The sequence below is a fragment of the Sinorhizobium sp. 7-81 genome, assembly GCF_030124405.1.
Classification (GTDB): Bacteria; Pseudomonadota; Alphaproteobacteria; order Rhizobiales; family Rhizobiaceae; genus Sinorhizobium; species Sinorhizobium psoraleae.
On sequence record NZ_JASKLT010000002.1, the window covers coordinates 169963 to 188367 of the forward strand.

The 18405-nt window shown below is 61.8% G+C and carries 17 protein-coding genes; 8 read left to right on the forward strand and 9 right to left on the reverse strand.

Features of this window, described 5'->3' with window-relative positions:
- The 5 genes from QN224_RS08130 to QN224_RS08150 all read left to right on the forward strand — a co-directional run.
- Positions 1 to 164, forward strand: a 164-nt coding sequence (locus QN224_RS08130; protein WP_283976900.1) for a carbon-phosphorus lyase complex subunit PhnI, incomplete at its 5' end; no start/stop codon positions are given.
- Positions 161 to 1054, forward strand: a complete 894-nt coding sequence (locus QN224_RS08135) for an alpha-D-ribose 1-methylphosphonate 5-phosphate C-P-lyase PhnJ (RefSeq protein WP_283976234.1) — start codon at positions 161 to 163, stop codon at positions 1052 to 1054. The genes QN224_RS08130 and QN224_RS08135, both read left to right, overlap by 4 nt.
- A complete protein-coding gene (gene phnK, locus QN224_RS08140) occupies positions 1051 to 1827 on the forward strand; it encodes a phosphonate C-P lyase system protein PhnK (protein ID WP_283976235.1) in 777 nt (258 codons plus the stop codon). The genes QN224_RS08135 and phnK overlap by 4 nt, the downstream gene beginning before the upstream one ends.
- 66 nt (positions 1828 to 1893) lie before the next feature.
- On the forward strand, positions 1894 to 2601 hold the full coding sequence (gene phnL, locus QN224_RS08145) for a phosphonate C-P lyase system protein PhnL (protein ID WP_283976236.1): 708 nt from the start codon (positions 1894 to 1896) through the stop codon (positions 2599 to 2601).
- The gene (locus tag QN224_RS08150; RefSeq protein WP_283976237.1) at positions 2598 to 3212 is read left to right on the forward strand and encodes a DapH/DapD/GlmU-related protein; all 615 of its coding nucleotides are present in this window, start codon (positions 2598 to 2600) and stop codon (positions 3210 to 3212) included. The genes phnL and QN224_RS08150 overlap by 4 nt, the downstream gene beginning before the upstream one ends.
- Positions 3213 to 3280: 68 nt before the next feature.
- On the opposite strand, the gene QN224_RS08155 is transcribed toward QN224_RS08150, so the two are convergent.
- The 3 genes from QN224_RS08155 to QN224_RS08165 all read right to left on the reverse strand — a co-directional run bounded on the left by QN224_RS08155 (position 3281) and on the right by QN224_RS08165 (position 5370).
- On the reverse strand, positions 3281 to 3877 hold the full coding sequence (locus QN224_RS08155; protein WP_283976238.1) for a DUF922 domain-containing Zn-dependent protease: 597 nt from the start codon (positions 3875 to 3877) through the stop codon (positions 3281 to 3283).
- Between the two features lie 129 nt (positions 3878 to 4006).
- A complete protein-coding gene (locus QN224_RS08160; RefSeq protein WP_283976239.1) occupies positions 4007 to 4546 on the reverse strand; it encodes a DUF992 domain-containing protein in 540 nt (179 codons plus the stop codon).
- A 278-nt stretch (positions 4547 to 4824) separates the two neighbouring features.
- Positions 4825 to 5370, reverse strand: a complete 546-nt coding sequence (locus QN224_RS08165; protein WP_173511701.1) for a Pycsar system effector family protein — start codon at positions 5368 to 5370, stop codon at positions 4825 to 4827.
- 133 nt (positions 5371 to 5503) lie between these two features.
- Here QN224_RS08165 and QN224_RS08170 point away from each other — a divergent pair, with 133 nt between their 5' ends.
- The 3 genes from QN224_RS08170 to QN224_RS08180 all read left to right on the forward strand — a co-directional run bounded on the left by QN224_RS08170 (position 5504) and on the right by QN224_RS08180 (position 11970).
- Positions 5504 to 9148, forward strand: a complete 3645-nt coding sequence (locus QN224_RS08170) for a FecR domain-containing protein (protein WP_283976240.1) — start codon at positions 5504 to 5506, stop codon at positions 9146 to 9148.
- Entirely contained in the window at positions 9148 to 11169 is a 2022-nt protein-coding gene (locus QN224_RS08175) for an adenylate/guanylate cyclase domain-containing protein (RefSeq protein WP_283976241.1), read from the forward strand. Before QN224_RS08170 ends, QN224_RS08175 begins: the two co-directional genes overlap by 1 nt.
- Before the next feature lie 351 nt (positions 11170 to 11520).
- Positions 11521 to 11970 carry a hypothetical protein gene (locus tag QN224_RS08180; RefSeq protein WP_283976242.1) on the forward strand — a complete coding sequence of 150 codons (450 nt, stop codon included), beginning with the start codon at positions 11521 to 11523 and terminating at the stop codon, positions 11968 to 11970.
- A gap of 371 nt (positions 11971 to 12341) precedes the next feature.
- Here QN224_RS08180 and QN224_RS08185 read toward each other — a convergent pair whose 3' ends face one another.
- From QN224_RS08185 to pcaD, 6 genes are all read right to left on the reverse strand, one after another.
- Positions 12342 to 13706 carry an FAD/NAD(P)-binding protein gene (locus tag QN224_RS08185; protein ID WP_283976243.1) on the reverse strand — a complete coding sequence of 455 codons (1365 nt, stop codon included), beginning with the start codon at positions 13704 to 13706 and terminating at the stop codon, positions 12342 to 12344.
- A gap of 652 nt (positions 13707 to 14358) precedes the next feature.
- The gene (locus tag QN224_RS08190) at positions 14359 to 15414 is read right to left on the reverse strand and encodes a 3-carboxy-cis,cis-muconate cycloisomerase (protein ID WP_269286621.1); all 1056 of its coding nucleotides are present in this window, start codon (positions 15412 to 15414) and stop codon (positions 14359 to 14361) included.
- A gap of 90 nt (positions 15415 to 15504) precedes the next feature.
- Positions 15505 to 16119: a protocatechuate 3,4-dioxygenase subunit alpha gene (gene pcaG, locus QN224_RS08195; protein WP_283976244.1), complete on the reverse strand. Its 615-nt coding sequence runs from the start codon at positions 16117 to 16119 to the stop codon at positions 15505 to 15507.
- A gap of 10 nt (positions 16120 to 16129) precedes the next feature.
- A complete protein-coding gene (pcaH, locus tag QN224_RS08200; protein ID WP_283976245.1) occupies positions 16130 to 16879 on the reverse strand; it encodes a protocatechuate 3,4-dioxygenase subunit beta in 750 nt (249 codons plus the stop codon).
- Positions 16880 to 16893: 14 nt separating this feature from the next.
- Positions 16894 to 17298, reverse strand: coding sequence for a 4-carboxymuconolactone decarboxylase (gene pcaC, locus QN224_RS08205; protein ID WP_173511708.1), 405 nt, complete (start codon positions 17296 to 17298; stop codon positions 16894 to 16896).
- A complete protein-coding gene (gene pcaD, locus QN224_RS08210; protein ID WP_283976246.1) occupies positions 17291 to 18103 on the reverse strand; it encodes a 3-oxoadipate enol-lactonase in 813 nt (270 codons plus the stop codon). The genes pcaC and pcaD overlap by 8 nt, the downstream gene beginning before the upstream one ends.
- Positions 18104 to 18405: the final 302 nt, after the last annotated feature.

Consider the following 18405-nt stretch of genomic DNA (forward strand, 5'->3'; position numbering starts at 1 on the left):
TCTCGCATGCCGACAATGTTCAGGCGACCGGCTTCGTCGAACATCTGAAGCTGCCGCACTACGTCGACTTCCAGGCCGAACTCGACCTGGTGCGCCGCATGCGCCGCGATTACGAGGCCGCCCGCACTGGCGGTGAGGACGGCATGAAGGAGGCCGCCGAATGAACGACCTTGCCACCTATAATTTCGCCTATCTCGACGAACAGACGAAGCGGATGATCCGCCGCGCGATCCTGAAAGCCATCGCCATTCCCGGCTACCAGGTGCCCTTCGCCTCGCGCGAAATGCCAATGCCCTATGGCTGGGGCACGGGCGGTGTTCAGGTGACCGCCTCGATTCTCGGCCCCGACGACGTTCTGAAGGTCATCGACCAGGGCGCAGACGACACCACCAACGCCGTCTCGATCCGCGCCTTCTTCCAGAAGGTCGCCAATGTCGCGGTAACGACGCGGACGAAGGAGGCGACCATCATCCAGACCCGCCACCGCATTCCCGAGGAGACGCTGAAGGAAGGCCAGACGCTCGTCTATCAGGTGCCGATCCCGGAACCCTTACGCTTCCTAGAGCCGCGCGAAACCGAGACGCGCAAGATGCATGCGCTCGAGGAATATGGCCTCATGCATGTGAAGCTCTATGAGGATATCGCCCGCAACGGCCATATCGCCACGACCTACGCCTATCCGGTCAAGGTAGAGGGCCGTTATGTCATGGACCCCTCGCCGACGCCGAAGTTCGACAATCCGAAGATGCACATGTCGGAAGCGCTCCAGCTCTTCGGCGCCGGCCGTGAAAAGCGCATCTATGCCGTGCCGCCTTATACGGAGGTCATCAGCCTCGATTTCGAGGATCACCCCTTCGAGATCCAGAAGTTCGACAAACCCTGCGCGCTCTGCGGCGCCGAGAACGTCTATCTCGACGAGGTCGTGCTCGACGACAAGGGTGGGCGCATGTTCGTCTGCTCCGATACGGACCATTGCGAAGACCGGCGCGCACACGGCCATGCCGGACACATGCTCGCCCGCCCAACGCCAGAAAGCCAGGAGGCCGCAGAATGAGCGCCGTTCCGCTTCTAAAAGTCAACGACGTCTCGAAGTTCTACGGCAGCCGCATCGGGTGCCGAAATGTCTCCTTCGAGCTCTACCCGGGCGAAGTGCTGGCGATCGTGGGTGAATCCGGTTCCGGCAAGACGACCCTGCTTTCCTGCCTCTCGACCCGACTCATGCCGACCTCCGGCATCGTCGAATACCACATGCGCGACGGGCAGTACCGCGATCTCGCCCGTATGGCCGAGGCCGAACGGCGCTTTCTGATGCGCACTGACTGGGGCTTCGTTCACCAGAACCCGGCCGAGGGCCTCAGGATGACGGTCTCGGCCGGTGCCAATGTCGGCGAGCGGCTTATGGCCGTCGGCGACCGGCACTACGGCAATATCCGAGCCGCCGCCTGCGACTGGCTCACCCGCGTCGAGATCGACGAGGATCGAATCGACGACCAGCCGCGCGCCTTTTCCGGCGGCATGCGCCAGCGTCTGCAGATCGCCCGCAATCTCGTCACCTCCCCTCGCCTCGTCTTCATGGACGAGCCGACCGGTGGTCTCGACGTTTCGGTGCAGGCCCGCCTGCTCGACCTCGTGCGTGGGCTCGTCCACGATCTGGGGCTCGCGGCGATCATCGTCACGCACGACCTCGCCGTTGCCCGTCTTCTGTCACACCGGATGATGGTGATGAAGGACGGCGCGGTCATTGAGCAGGGGCTCACCGATCGCGTGCTCGACGACCCGCGCGAGCCCTACACCCAGCTTCTCGTTTCTTCGATTTTGCAGGTCTGACGCATGACCCCGAAAAGTGGAATCCGGTTTGCGGACAAGATCATGCGCAAAGGAAAGTAAGAACCAATGGCTACTCCACTCGTTGTTTCAGAAGTCGCCAAGAGCTTCACCATGCACTTGCGCGATGGCGTGCGCCTGCCGGTGGTCGCGAATGTCTCCTTCTCGGTGAAGGCCGGCGAATGCGTCGTGCTCGGCGGCCCCTCGGGCGTCGGCAAGAGCTCGATCCTCAAGATGCTCTACGGCAATTACGGCGTCGATGAAGGCCAGATCCTGATGGAGCACGACGGCCGATTGGTAAACCTTGCGACGGCAGAGCCGCGCACTGTGCTCGAAGTGCGTCGCACGACGCTCGGCTATGTCAGCCAGTTCCTGCGCGTCGTGCCGCGGGTCTCGGCGCTCGATATCGTCGCGGAACCGTTGCAGGCGCGCGGCGCCGCCGCCGAGGTGGCACGCGAAAGGGCGGCCGATCTGCTTGCGAAGCTCAACCTGCCGAAGGAACTCTGGTCGCTCCCGCCGGCCACCTTCTCCGGCGGCGAGCAGCAGCGGGTGAACATCGCGCGCGGCTTCATCACCGACCACAAGATCCTGCTGCTCGACGAACCGACCGCCTCGCTCGATGCGAAGAACCGCGCGGTCGTGGTCGAGATGATTGCCGAGAAGAAGGCGCAAGGCACGGCCCTGATCGGCATTTTCCACGACGAGGAAGTGCGCGACGCGGTTGCCGACCGCATCATCGACGTGTCCGAGTTCTCGCCAAGGAAGCAGGCGGCATGAGCCAGAAACTTGGGCCCGAACCTTTCGTCCACCCGAGCGCGAGCGTCGTGAATTCGACGCTCGGCCGCTACACGGAAGTGCAGGAACGCTCGCGGCTCGACGAAGTCGAGTTCGGCGACTATTCCTACGTTATGCAGGATGGCTCGATCTGGTGCGCAACGGTCGGCAAGTTCGTCAATATCGCCGCCTCGGTGCGCATCAATGCCACCAACCATCCGACCTGGCGCGCGACGCTGCACCATTTCACCTATCGCGCGCCAAACTATTGGGACGACGCCGACCTCGACCACGATCTCTTTGCCTGGCGGCGCCAGAACCGGGTAACGATCGGCCATGATGTCTGGATCGGCCACGGCGCGACGATCCTGCCGGGGGTTTCCGTCGGCAACGGCGCGGTAATCGGCGCCGGCGCCGTGGTCTCCAAGGACGTCGCCCCCTATACGATCGTGGGCGGCGTTCCCGCAAAGCTCATCCGCGAGCGGTTTACGGCCGAGATCGGCCGAGGCATGGATCGGCTCGCCTGGTGGGACTGGGACCACGCGCGGCTCAGGCGCGCACTCGACGATTTCCGCCATCTGACCGCCGAGGAATTCCTCGTCCGTTACGCCTAACGGATGGCTTTAATCTTTGAATCTGCATAATTCAGAGCGGAAAACCGCCATACACTTCTGAAATTGCCTTAGTGCCCGTTCACCAGCTTGAGGATGAGCTGGTGAACATTGCCGCCATCGCTCATCTCGACCCGGTCGAAATCCCGGCTTCGCTGCCGCTGCGCAAGCGAAAGCTCACCGAGGCGCTTGGTCAGCTCGGTCCTGATTTTGCGGCACGCCGGATCATCGGGTACGGTCAGGCCTATTGACACGCTTTCGATCTGCCGCACCATGTCCTTGATGAAATCACCATGCACCCGTTCGTGCTTGTGCACGCCGGCGATGAACGTCTCCCAACTCTCCCGCTCCCCCGACGGCAAGGTACTTGCCGGCTCGGGCAGCATATAGGTGATCGTCAGCTTCGGCCGGGCAGAAGAGAGGACGCAGGCATTGCCCTGAGGCTCGTACTTCCGGGTCCAGGTCAGTTTGAAATCCGTATGCGCGATCGCGCGAACGAGGCCAACCTTCGGCCCCCGCTCGCCGATCGATGCATAGAGCTCGGCACCGGTATCTCCCGATATGGTGTAGGTCCGCACCTTCTCGACGGCCTGCCATTCGGCGTACGCCACAGCAGGCGATGCCGCCACGCAGGCCGCCAGCAAACAAGAACGAACGATTGTTCCCACGCGCTCCCCCGCAAATCAATCGGACCCTGTATACTTCCGTCAGGGCCGAGACGGAACGGCAACGACACGGCTAGATCATTGAAACGATGCAATTCCGGACGGAAAAACCGTTATACACTTGGAATTGCTTCAGTTGACGGCGTTGAGCGTCATCGACGTTCCGGCGGCAGCGATATTGAGCCCGAGCTGACCGGTTACGCTGATCGCCTGCAGATGGATCGAGCCAGCGGTGCCGCCAACGAGCACGTTTGCACCTACGCCGGCGCCTACGGTCGCTTCGGCGGACGCACCCTGGTAGATGCCGCCCAGGGATCCGCGGTGATAGCCGGCGGTCGGCGCCAGCACGGCCCAGATCAGCCGGCTGCGCGTCGTGAAACCAATATCGACGCCGAGCTTCCTGATCTCGCCCGCATAGTGATCCGAAGCTTCGCCGGCGAGGGTGGAACGAAAGACGCAGTCAACTTCCTTCGCCGAGCCAAGAACATAGCCGGCGCCGCCGCCGATATTGCAGTCGAGATAGCCGATCTTCACGCCACCATGCAGATCTGCCTCAGCCGTCGGCGCCGGCGCCTGGGCCGGATAGCTTGGGACGTCGGCTGCGTGGGCGGCAACGGTCCCCGCGAAAACCAGCGCCGCGACGGACGCCTTCACGGCAAAACTCTTCTTCATTCATGGTCTCCTTTTCGGGATCGGCAGCGGTGGCTGGCGCTCGATCGTTCAGCAATCAAGCACAGGAAGGGCTGGTAGACGGTAGGAGTCGCAACGTTAGTTGCCGATTGGGCTTTTCCAAGGCAACTCCGAATGCAGGACAAACTTCCGGCAGACAATCCCCTCGCGAACAATCGAAGAAGCGCCACCGACAACCGTTCAAGGGCATTTTCCACAAACGCCGCATGACCTGACGAGACGCTCGTCATCCAGCGAGGGCGCTATGATGCAGGTTGACGCTAGCCCGTCACCAGGATCGCGACGTAGGCAAGCACCGTGACAATCAATCCCCGAAAAGCGAAATTGACGAAGCGGTATTTGCTGCACGCGATCGACGCGAGGGCGTCAGCATTCTCGATATATTGCTGAAACAGATAGGCCGTTTCGCCGCCTGTCGCCGCTTTGCGAAACGTATCGCGGTGCGACAGCCAGCCGCCCCAAAAGAGTGTCGTTGAGGTCGCGCTCTTTCGCGGCAGAACGACGAGGATCGCCGAAATGATCGAAAAGATTGAAGCAAGCGCCAGCAATGCCGATAAAATCATCGCCAACGGATCATCGCCGAGATAGCGTTGCCAGGTGAACACGTTTCGTCCCTCGGCCGAACTGATCAGGAACGCAAACATAAAAGTGAAGATATAGGCCGCCTTCTGGTCGGACATCTTTATTTGGTCGTAGAAGACGTCGTTGATCTTCCGGATGTGATCGTAATAGGCGCTTGGTCCAAGCTCCAGCGGCAATACTTCATCCGAAAGGTCAATGTTGTATAGATTTTCGCTAATCCCCATTTACACCAGCCCCCTCACACTGTTTCCCTCTTAATACACCGTAGCGACAAAAAAGGCCGTCGCACCACAGGGAACTTGACTTTTTTCTCCTAAAAATCCACTGGATTCGTAAGGCGAGGTGGGGAACTCGGCAGTGAGGGGAAAGTTATCGGGGGTCATGCTTGCCGCCATGGCGCTCTTTGCGCCGTGGCCGACGTTTGCCGAACCGATTCCGCGACCGGCGCCTGCAGCCGGCTCCGTCATCGCCCGCAAATCCGGCGAAGAGGTTCGCTTCGTCGATGTCTCCAACTGGCGGGTCGTTGACCTCGCCCAGGACCTGATCCCCGGCGACGTCTTGCGCACCAACGCGGTGGGCGCGCTCGCCGTCCTCTTCCGAGACCACACGCAGATCCGCCTCGGACGAAACACCGCCTTGCGCGTCAAACAGATCGGCGCAGGCAGCTCTAATCTGGAACTGCAATCAGGCACGATCTGGGCCCGCGCCGAGCGGGGCGGCGAAGGCCTGGTGATCGACACACCCGCCGCAACCGCCGCCATCCGCGGGACGGACTGGACGCTGACCGTCGGCGCCGATGGCAAGACCTCGCTGGTTGTTCTCGAGGGCGTGGTCGAGCTTAGCAATGCCTACGGCAGCGTGACCGTGAACCAGGGCGAAGGCGCCGTGGCGGCGATCGGCAGTGCGCCAACCAAGATCGTGATCGTCACGCCAAAAGACCGCGAGCAGATGCTCTTCCATCTGTCGCTGCGCGATGCCTTCGTCTGGATGCCGTCGACGCCGCTCAGGGTTGCCGATATGCGGCGCGAACGCGCGCGCATCGAGTCGCTGCCGGAGGCAGCTCGATCGGCAGAAGACTGGCTGACGCTCGCGGAGATCTACCTCCCGCTCGACGGGCGGGGGAAGGCGCGCGCTGCCCTTTCGCAGGCGCGGCGCCACGGTCTCTCGCCCTCGCAATCGGCGCGGGGGGATCTTATTGACGGTCTGATAGCCGGTTCAGAAAACCGCTACGAAGAAGCCGCAAAGCTCTTCGCACGAGCGGCTCCCGGGCTTGATGCCAAACGCCGCTCCATCGCCTCCTATGGTGGCTATTTCGCCCGCGCTCTTGCAAATCCCGACCGGGTCGAAGAACCGCCGAATCAGGCCACTGGTTCTTACGGCACGTTGGCCGAGGCGTGGACCGCGGGGTTCCGCACCGACATCCGCGCCGCGATCGAGACGATCAAGAAGGCGGAAAATCGGTATCCCGACGATCCCATGCTGCCGGCTGCCCGCGCGTTGTTCGCAATGTTGCTTTACGATCGGGAGGAAATGCGAAGCGGCATCGAGAGGGCACTGTCGATCGATCCGGAAGATCCGACCGCGCTTGAAGCGCGCTCCAACTACCGTTTCTATGTCGAAAATGATCGCGAAGGTGCACGGGCCGACCTCGAACGCGCCCTGGAGATAGCACCTGGTTATGCTCGTATCTGGAATTCGCTGGGCCTTATCCAGGGGAGCCGCGGCGACAATCGTGCGGCAGAGAATGCCTTCAAAAAGGCTATCGCCCTCGACCCTGGTGACCCGCTCTATCATGCGAACCTCGCGATCCAGTACTTGGACGAAAACCGGATGGAGGAAGGTAAGCGCGAGATCGACGCGGCACTGGCGGCAGATCCGTCCTTCGACCTGACGCTCATCGCGCGCGGCCGTTACCATTTGCAAAACGGCGATCTCGACAAGGCGGTCAACGACCTGCTCGCGGGCGCGACGGCCAATCCTTCCTACTCCAATGCCCAACTCCTGCTCGCCGCCGCACATTATGAGAAGGGTGATCGCATCCCGGCGGCCCAGGCCCTCGACAACGCCGACAGGCTCGATCCGAACGATCCTGTCGTCTCGCAGGTGCGTACGATAATTGCGATCGATGAGTATGATGCGGATGCGGCCATCCGCTATGCCCAGGAAACCATGCGGCGCACCCGCGCCAAAGGTGGCGACACGGCAGCTTTGGGCGCCAACCAGGACGCGGGCTCGACGCTCAATAACGCCTTTCGTCTGCAGGGTCTCGACGCCTGGGGGCAATACTATGGCGATGCCGTGTTCGATCCGTTTGTCGGTGCGGCCTATGTGGATCAGGCGATCCGCGGCAGCATCAATCCCCTGTTCAATACATATGATTTTGACGGCAGTCCGGTCGCCAATTCGCAAAACCCATCGAGCTTCTCGGCCTTCTTCCAGGGGCTTTTGATCGAACCGCATATGCTGGCTGACCGAGCACGCGCGGCCGACCTGTTTCAAACCCCCTTCTTCGAAGTCGATCTCGGCGGCGGTGTCGTGGCGGACGAGGATCACGCCGGTTGGATCGGTGAAGCCGAAGTCAGAGGATTCACCTTCTCGCCATTCCCGATCAGCGTGTTCGGCAATTTGCAATGGACGGAGCCGCACGATACCGTCGACCTCGGAAGCAGCCTTGAGGTCGATCGTGAGTCACGCCTGATCAGCGGCAGCGCCTATCTGACCGCAACCCCGTCTCCTGACGATAGGGTGGTCGCCTTCTTGAGCATGGCGGACGTGGATGACAGCCGGAATATTTTCGACACTCCGGATCCGGACATATTCCCACTTACAGCCGACCAGCTGAACAACGACAGCGGCTCGAGCCTGATCTCCGGCGTCGCCTGGAGTCATACATTTGGATATCAGAATATCGCCAATGCCGCGTTCTTCTTCAGCGACCGGGAGGTCGATCAAGCCTCGAAGCTAGCTTTCTCGGACATCCCGTTTCCCGATCTTGTGCACCTGAGGAGTGAGCAAAAGGAAACGAGCTACATTGGCGCGTTGAACCACCTTTACGGAGACGGTGACCTGACGTGGCGCTATGGCATTGAGGCCGGCGCCGTCAGGTCGGAAGCGAAGGCGGAGTATTACGATCTTATCCCTCCTTCGACGCCGTTCAGTTCCACGAGTTTATCCGGCACCACAGGGGTCATGAGGGCCTATGTCGATGGCCTTTACGAGATCACGCCGGACCTGAAGGTCGAGGCCGCGCTCTTTGCTCGTTACATCGAGGACGTCAACGACGACAATATTCGACTTGAACCGAAGCTCGGTGTCGCCTGGGCGCCGGCCGAGGGCCATTGGCTGCGCGTAGCCGTTCAGCGCGAGGGCTATAATTTCGGCGCCGCCACCCTGGCGCCCATCGGCATCGTCGGCCTCCAACCGAACCAGTTCCTCATCGGTACAGAGGGTTATGCCGATACCCTCGCCCTGCGATGGGATGCAGAATGGAGCGACTGGCTTTTCACCGCGGTCGATTATCAGCATCAGGAAATCCGCAACGGCTCGATCGCGATTCCGTTTTCAATTCTGTTCGTGCCGAACGAGTTCGATTTCGACCGGGCAAGAGTCGACCGCCTGGCGCTGACGGCCAACATGGCGCTCGGCCATGGCCTCGGCCTGTCGGCGACTGTTGCCCGCACCGAAAGCGAGGACCTCTCGACAGGGAGCAGTGGCGACCTCCCGTTCCTGCCGGAAAACTCGGGACAGGTGGCATTGACCTGGGTCAGCACCGCCAACGTCAGGACGACGGTCGCAGCAAACTACATTGGCGAGCGTTTCGGCGGCACCACGACCCTGGACGACTTCTGGACCCTCGACGCATCCCTCCTATGGGAGCCCTTCGACAAACGGTTCGAAGTGGAACTCGCCGGCTTCAACCTGCTTGACGAAGAGTTCGAGGTGCGAGACGGCCTTCCGGGCTGGGGGCCTACCGTCAAGGGCACCGTCAAAGTGCGGTTCTGATGAACACGCCTGCTCCAGCGCTCGTCCCCCAACGCTTTTCCGCGGCAATCGATCGAATTCGCCGCTCCACGCGGCGGATGAAGCTTGCCGTCTTGACCTCCTTCGTTGCCGCCCTCGTCTCGCTTGTCTCGCTGACTGGCAGTTGGTCGCTCGTCGATCTGCGCGCCTATGACTATCTGTCGATCATCGGCCGGCCCACGCTACCGGAAGATGGCCCCATTATCGTCGCGATCGACGAGCCATCCATGGCGGAAATCGGCAGCCAGTGGCCATGGCCGCGCGCCCTGCATGCCCGCCTGATCGAATCTTTGAGGCGCGACGGCGCGCGGGCGATTGCGCTCGACGTCATCTTTGCCGAGCCGGCCGCCGCCCCGGAAAACGACACGGCGCTGGCCGAGGCCCTCGGGCCCGACGTCGTGCTTGCCGGCGATCAGTCGGTGATCGAGACGCCGCAGGCCGACCAGTTCGTCCGTACAGAACCCCTGCCGCTTTTCACGGACAAGGGGGCCAAAATCGGCATCGCCTCGGTCAATCTCAGCGGCGACGGTACGCTCAGGCAGATTCCACCCTACACGGACGGCTTCGCTGTGACGCTCGCGACCGTCGCCGGAGCAGAGCCGGCACCGCCGCCGAGGAGGGCACTGATCCAGACCTTCGGCCCTGGGCGCACCTATCCGACCGTTTCCTATTACCAGGCACTCGATCCGGAAAATTTCCTGCCGCCGGGCACTTTTCGCGATCGCGTCGTCATCGTGGGGCTGAGCCTGCAGAATGCACCGACACTCGCGGAAGGCGGGGTCGATGCCTTTGCCATCTCCGACACGGTCTTTTCGCGCGGCCTCGTCGCCGGCGCGGAAGTCCAGGCGACGATCTACGACAATCTCGTGCACCGGCTGTTCATCAAGCGGTCAGGTACGACGATTGCCATACCGGCGATCATCCTTGCCACCTTGGCGGCGGCTCTGGCGGTCTCCAGATCAACGAGTTGGAGGACACTCGGCTACGGCGCCATTGCGATCACCCTGATCTTCCTTGCAAGCTATGGCCTGATGCGCCTCGGCCATATCTTCGTCTCGCCGCTCGGCCCCGGACTGGCTTTCTTCGGAGTGGCGGTCGGACAGGCAGGCCTCGACTATGCGGAGGAACGCAAACGGCGGCGGGAGATCACACGCGCCTTCTCGCAATATCTCTCGCCCGCGCTCGTCGAGCGGCTGGCGCAGGATCCTTCGCAACTGAAACTCGGTGGTGAGAGGCGCACGCTATCGATCCTCTTCTGCGACGTTCGCGGCTTTACGACGATTTCGGAAGACATGAAGAACGATCCGGAGGGGCTGACGACGCTTATCAACCGGCTGCTGACGCCGCTGTCGGAGGCCGTGCTCAACCGGAGCGGCACAATCGACAAATATATCGGCGACTGCCTGATGGCCTTCTGGAACGCCCCGCTCGACGACCCCCATCATGCCGTCCACGCCGTTGAGGCGGCGCGCGACATGCTCGCCGCGCTTGACCGCTTGAACGCGGAACTGGAAGCCGAAGCACGGGCGGCAGGACGCCCGCCCAAGACGTTGCGCATCGGAATCGGCATCAACACCGGCGAATGCATCGTCGGCAACATGGGTTCTGCCCGCCGCTTCGACTATTCGGCGCTCGGTGACGCGGTCAATCTCGCGTCGCGTCTGGAAGGGGCGTCGAAGGACTATGGCATCTCGCTGCTGCTCGGGGAGCGCACGGCGAAGCTCGCGGCGGTGAAATTTCCGATCGCCGAAATCGACCGGATCACCGTCAAGGGGCGAAGTGAGGTCTCACCGGTCTTCACGGTCGCAGAAGGGGCCTCCGAAGCCGCGCTTGCCCGGCACCTCGCCTACATCGAAGCGAAGTACCGCGACGCCGTCAGCATCGACGAGGCCCTGTTAAACGAGCTCAAGTCGACACTACCCTCGCTTGAGCACTACTATGGGCGTGAGAGCGAGCGGCTGGCGGCAATAAAACGAAAACGCACGACAAACGACCCCGTCTAAACCGCAGGTAAAGCCTCGGGCGCTTGGAAACGACACTATCTTCCAAAATATTACAGTTTGTTCATGAACGGACGCTACATACTTTGGACAACCCCAGAAGCTTAACCCAAAAGCCCTGAATTTTCTAATAGTTCTCGAAGATATTACGCCGCGGTCACCCCGGAATTTGACAGAATTTTGTCAAATGAGGGCGGGGAAACTTTATTTATTGTTAATGTGACTTATGTCGCCTCCGGATCTATTCCTTTTCTCGAGGCTGAATACTTCCGGCGACCAAACAGATCGCGACGCGACGGTATGAGACAGCCCCGACTGGAAGCTCATCGCTTCCCGTGTTCAAGGAGACGCAAAATGCGCTCGCTCATCAAGACATCCGCAATCGCAGCCCTCGCCTTGTCGCTCGCCGCAGGCGGCGCCCTGGCAGCCTCACGCCACGAGGGTACCCCGTCGCCCGGTCCCGAGAACGGCGACTATTACCAGGGAATATTCGGCAACGACGATGCAATGACCCCTCCCGCCCCGGTCGCCCGGCCCATGACCTCCGCCGCCGTCGTGCAACAGCCGCGGCTTACCAACATCCTCCACGAGCTCCGTACCGCCAATCATCGCATGGATGCGGAGCGCTCGTCGGGCAAGCTCAGTTCCGTCGCATTCAACAGGCTGCGTCGCGAGGAGCGAAACATTCAGGCCGACGCAACCCAAGTAGCGGCGATGCATCACGGCAGGATACCGACCTGGTCCTATGCGCAAATGCAGAGGGACGTACGCCGGCTCGACTGGAATATTGCCCGGTCGGCCTGACTGCCTGACACTGCTGCGTGATTGCCTTGAAACGCCGGACCGCTTCTCAGGAAGCGGTCCGGCATCTTTTTCGACAGTCCTCAAGCGGCGCTCCAACGCCGATATTGCCGGCAAGTTCCGTGGCAAGCCTCGGGCCCTGGAGCGGGATGAGGAAAAGTGTGTTCAGTTTTCCGCCCGCATCCCGCTCTAACTTTTTAGAATCGATGACGTTTATGATTTTGGGTCGATTCGACCCAAAATCATCGTGATCTAGAGCGGAATGGGCTCACGTGCGTTCGCGCCACCGCTCTACCTGTTTGTTTTTGCCGCATTTGTGCGACGTCAGGTGACCCCCTGACTGCAAAATGCTCTAGCCACAGGCTAACCGAATATCAGACGCGCAACGTCTCGGCGATCGCGCTTGCCACGCTCTTCGCCTGGACCCGGATATCCGGAACCGCCGTGATTTCCCAGAACTGACCGGCAGTCAAAGCGCCTACCGCATAAAGTCCCGGCTGCGGCTCTTCCGGCAGACCAAGCACGCGTGATTCCGTGTCGACACAAAGACCGAGGCCAAGCTCGTCGGCGGCAATCAGCCCCTGTTGCTGCATTTGCCGAAGCAGCGGCGAGTGCTTGACGCCGGCCCGCTCCATGCCGGTGCAGTTGACGATCCAATCTGCATTGAACGAACGAGGCTGGCGGCTTTGCCTTTCTCTATAGGAGACCAGTGCACCGCGCGGTCCTTCCCGGATCGTCTCCAGAAAGCCGGCATGGATCGTGACGATGCCATCCCTTTTCAAGGTGTCGACGCGCGAGGATATCTGCGGGGCAATCCGATGGCGATGGATGTTCCACCACGCGAGGCCGTGGCGCAGGAAGCGGGCGCGTTGCTCTTTCGTCAGTTGCTGCCATAGCCCTTGCGTCACTGGTCTCAAGCCATCCATCAGGCCGCGCCAATCGGCTCCGTCGCGAACCTGCTTGCGGAAGCCCGCGAGCAAGGCGCTGATTTCTCGCGAACGCCCAAGCTTTGGCTCGACGGCCGGCGCCCGGCGATCTGCCGGCGGATGCGCATGCGGAAGGAGGCCGCGACGAGACAGGACGCGGACAAGCCCCCGGTGACCATGAACCCGCAATGCAAGCACCTGATCGATCATCGTCAAACCGGATCCGAGAATGCAGATCGTGTCGCTGGCGCCAACCTTCGAGAGCCAGCTCAGCCGCCAGGGATTGCGCACGATGCGCCTTTCGACGCCAGCGTCGATTTTTCCCGCCGCGAGCGGCAGATCGGCATTGCCGACGCCGAGACAGAGCACGACGTTTCGCGCGCTCAGTTCGCCGCCATTGTCGAGATGAAAGACACGTCCCGCCTTGCTGCAATGAGTGCAATTTGTCGCCTTGGCCTTGACAAAATCCACTCTCGCGCGGCGCTCGTGGCCGCGCAACAGCGACGCCAGCCGGTCGCGCAGATAAAGACCATAGTCTCCCCGCGAAGCAAAGCCGTCCGCAGAAACCTGTTTCATATGCTCTTCAAGCCATTCGACAAAATCGTCGGGCTTCTCCGGAACGACGCTCATACGCCCGGCGGGGACATTCAATCGATGAACATAGAACTCCGTCCGATAGGCGGTGCCCCTTCCAAACCCGGGGTCGTCGCCTACGACCGCAATGGAAGTGGAGGCTGGCAACAGATGGAGCAGATTGATCGTCACCGCGATCGCCGAAAACCCCGAACCGACAACTGCGACATCGTAAAGCAAAGGCGCCTCCTGATCCGTTGTCCCCTGGTTACCAGCCTCGGAACGCGCAAGGCGTGCGCCAAGATCCGAAGCTCCGGCACTCGCGCGCTCGTGAGCTACCGGCGACCGGCCGACGCTCCTCAGGCATGTCGGCGCCGGCGAGACTCGCGAAACGCGCCGAGGACATGGTAGCGCAGGTTAACAGATAATCTAGCGAATATGTCGATTAAGAGACTGCCGGGGGCGATCACCGTTGATATCATCGGCCTGCCTACACCAGAGCGATGCGGCAAGCAGTCCGGTCGACACTCGGGCTAACCTCGTCGGCACCGGAACGTGTTTGGCTCCTGACCACTCGGGTGATTGCGCCGAAATTCCATGAGTTCAAGCAGGTAGACGTCGTCCGAGCCCGGACCTCGGGGGTTGCAGAGGAGTTCGGCAATACGCGTTGCGTATTCCCACTCCAGGCGGCGGTCGCGAGCGCTCGTAACCATTGGCGGCTCCCAATTTCTCCGTCGACCGTGTTAGGCCGGCGCGTCCCGATCCTCTTTGCGCTGACGCAAGCAAGGAGCCTAAGAACCGCTGGAATGGAGCTGAGCAAATCTCAGTTGAAGTATTGCGACGCGGCCCCAGCGGCGGCAATCGCCAGAAGCCTGGAGCACCGGCGGGTGGGTCACGCGCCCCCTAATCGCCTGATGTTGCCCGCAAGTTCCGCCGCAAGCCGTGTGGCAGCCGCCGTCGCGCCCGCCATTTGCGGAAGGATCAACCATTCGAGCGTCCAGGCGGAACCGGAGCGTTCCTGCTCGTGGATGAGAGCCTGATGCACGCCCGCGAGCTGAGTTGCATTGAACCGTGCCAAGGTGACAAGCACTTCGGCAGCAATCGGGTTCTGCTTATGCGGCATGGCGGAGGAGCCGCCGCCGCCGGAGAGCACGATCTCCTCGCCGGTTTGCGCCATCAGCGCGACGTCCTGGCCGAACTTGCCGAGGGTGCCGGTGATCAATGATAGCAGATTGGCGAAATCCGCGACCGCCGAACGCTGGCTGTGCCATTGCGGACAATCGACCAGCGCAAGCTCCTCGGCGAGCGTCTCGCGAACGGCTTCCGCCTTGTCCTCGAGCTTTTCGAGCGTGCCCGCGGCGCCGCCGAACTGCACGGCGAACAGGTCGCGGTCCATGGCCTCGAGGCGGTCCTGGTGGTCGAGGAGCGGCTCGATCCAGGAGCGCAGGCGGTCCGAAACCGTAACCGGGATCGCCGCCTGCATGCGCGTGCGCCCCATCAAGGGACGAAAGCCCCACTGCCGGTCGCATTCGTCGAGCGCCGCGACGACATCGCGGAGCCGGCCGCTGAAGAGTTCGGTGATCGCTTTCAATCGCAGCATCAGGCTGGTGTCGATGACATCCTGGCTGGTGGCCCCGAAATGCACATGGCTCGCGGCGTCGCCGCCAACCGCTAGGCGCAGTTGCCGGACGAGTTCCGGAACGACGACGCCGTCTGCCGCCGTCGCGCGGCGCAACGCCACGACGTCCGGGGAAAAGGCGCGACAGGCTTCGGTGATGCGATCGGCCGCAGAACGCGGAATGATGCCGTGCTCCGCTTCGGCCCGGGCCAGCGCCGCCTCGAAGGCGAGCATGGCGCGGATATCGGCCGCGGCGGAAAATTCCGCCGCGACGACCTCGTCACCGAGAAGACCGGAAAGATAGGGATGATCAAAGGCCGAGTAGGTCATTCCACATCTCCAGGATCTCGTGCTTCCGCGGCGCGGGAGCAGCGACGTCAAAGGCACGAAGCAAACGCGGTCAAGGCCGCCGCACGATGATCATATATCCAGGAAGACGGTTTCCTTCTCGCCCTGGAGATGAATGTCGAATGTATAACTAGGCGCCGCGCCCGCCGCGACAAGCGTTGCGGCGCGATGGCGATGTTCGATGCGGGCAAGCAGCGGATCCTCGGCGTTGGCCGCCGCCTCGTCCGGGAAGTACATCCGCGTATGAAGGCCGATATTGATGCCGCGCGCGACGATCCAGAAGGTGATGTGCGGCGCCATCAGGCGGCCGTCCTTGAATGGCACACGGCCCGGCTTGACGGTCTCGAAAGTGAAAACGCCATCCTCGGCGCCCGTGGGGCACCGGCCCCACCCGGTAAAATTAGGATCGGCGGCGCCGCGCATCTCCGAGGGAGAATTGTAGAGGCCGCCGGCATCCGCCTGCCAGATCTCGATCAGCGCGTCCCTGAGCGGCATTCCCGCGCCGTCGATCACCCGGCCGTTGACGGTGATGCGCTGTCCGAGCGTCTTCTCATTGATCATCGAAGCGCCGAGGTCGGCTTCGTAGACGCCCGCAATGCCGCAGAAGTTCGGCGTCAGGCCGATATGAACGTAGGGCCCGGCGGTCTGCGAGGCGGTTTCCTTGAGATAGCCAAGTTCCTGAACCATCGGTTGCCCCTCAGTTGCCTTCCGGTCGGTTTTCGAAAAACGTCGACCGGCGCCCACGCAGCACGATGTCGAACCTGTAGGCTCGCGCGTCCATCGGAATCGTGTTCGCCCAATCGAGGGGCGCGATCAGTTGCTCGATTGCCCGGCGGTCCGGGATCGTGTTGACGATCGGACATTTCCAGATCATCGGGTCGCCCTCGAAATACATTTGCGTGATCAGTCGCTGGGCGAATCCGTGCCCGAAGATCGAGAAATGGATATGCGCCGGCCGCCAGTCGTTGACGCCGTTAGGCCAGGGATAGGCGCCCGGCCGGATCGTCCGGAAGAAATAACAACCCTCGTCATCGGTGATCGTCCGGCCGCAGCCGCCGAAGTTCGGGTCCAGCGCAGCGAGATAGCTTTCCTTCTTGTGGCGATAGCGCCCGCCGGCATTAGCCTGCCAGAACTCGAGCAAAGCACCCCGCACGGGCAGGCCGCGCTCGTCGAGCACCCGGCCGTGCACGATGATGCGTTCGCCGATCGCGCTTTCGCCGGGTTTGGCGAAGTTGTGGATCAGGTCGTTGTCGAGTTCGCCCAGCATCGAATGGCCGAAGACCGGACCGGTGATCTCCGAGATCGTGCCGTCAAGCGAAAGCAGCGCCTTTTGCGGCGAGCGCAGCACGGAGGTCTTGTAACCGGGCGTAAAGGCCGGCGCATGCCAGTCGCGGTCGCGCTGGAAAAAGGCGCCTGTTTCGGGCTTGCGGTTCTGCCTGTCCGACATCGTCATTGCTCCTCTCAGACCGCCTTGCCGGCATCCATTTCAGCCAAGACCTGCTTGGCGATCTTGATCGCGTGGTTCGCCGCCGGCACGCCCGCATAGATCGCCACATGCAGCAGCGCCTCGCAGATATCCTCGCGGCTCGCGCCGGTATTGGCCGTCGCGCGGACATGCATCGCCACTTCCTCGTCCTGGCCGAGCGCGGCTAGAAGCGCAATGGTGACGATCGACCGCTCCCGTTTCGTGAAGGTCGGGCGCGACCAGACATGGCCCCATGCGGCTTCGGTGATCAGATCCTGGAAGGGTCGATCGAAATCGGTTGCGGCCGATTGCGCGCGATCGACATGCTTGTCGCCGAGAACGGCGCGCCGTGTCGCCATGCCTTGACGATAGCGCTCGGAGGGCGCGGAGGCGTCACTCATCTTTCCTGTCTCCATGCATGACGAGTTCGAAGAATGGCCGCAGTAGCCCGGTCAATATCTCAGGCTGTTCGACGCAGGGGATATGGCCGGCGTCGCGGATCACCTCGTAGCGCGCACCGGGGATAAGCTGCGCCGTCGAGAGCACCAGATCCGGCGGCGTCGAACCGTCCTCTTCGCCGACCACGCAAAGCACGGGAATGGCAATCTTCTTGGCCGCCTCCGTGTAATCTGCGTCGCGGATTGCGGCACAGGTTCCGACGTAGCCCGCCACCGGCTGCCGGACCAGCATGTTGCGATAGCCGATGAGCGCTACATTCTCCGGCCGCCGGAAAGCCGGCGTGAACCAGCGCTCCAGTACAGAGTCGGCAATCGCCTCGATCCCGTGGGCCTCGATCGCGGCGATGCGCGCGTCCCACATGTCGGCCGTGCCGATCTTGTGCGCGGTGTCCGAAAGCACGAGCGCACGCACCAGATCGGGACGGCGCTGATAGAGCGACTGCGCGATCAGCCCGCCGACGGAGAGCCCGCAGACGATTGCCTGGCGGACCGCGAGCAGATCGAGCAAGGCGGCAAGGTCGGTCGCATGATCCTCGATCGAATAGGGAACCTGGCCGACATCGGAAAGGCCATGGCCCCGCTTGTCGTAGAGAACGATCGCGAATTCACCGGCAAGCCGGACGACGACATCGCGCCAGATCCGGAAATCCGTGCCGAGCGAATTGATGAAGACGAGGACGGGCTTTTCTCCCGTCGCGCCAATCACCTGATAATGAATCGTGATGTCGTTGATACGGGCGAATTGCACGGCAGATCTCCTCCGTCGCAAATTGGATCTTTGATCTGGTTAAGTAAAATGATATTTCAGCGACTTCCATTAACTAATGGGTTATGAATTTCATTGGTCGATGCTCGCGTCAATGAAGGGCGCGCTTAACAATAGCACCGGACCCAGAGTCCGGGTACGAAAGCACCACTAAAAGCACACTACGGAAAACCCAATGAACGCACTGAGATAGTGCGACCCCCTTTGCCACTTTACCGACAGCCGCAATGAGATCCTCGAATGAACTGCTCGTTGGATGACCCCGGGTGTCAAGGCTGTTCATT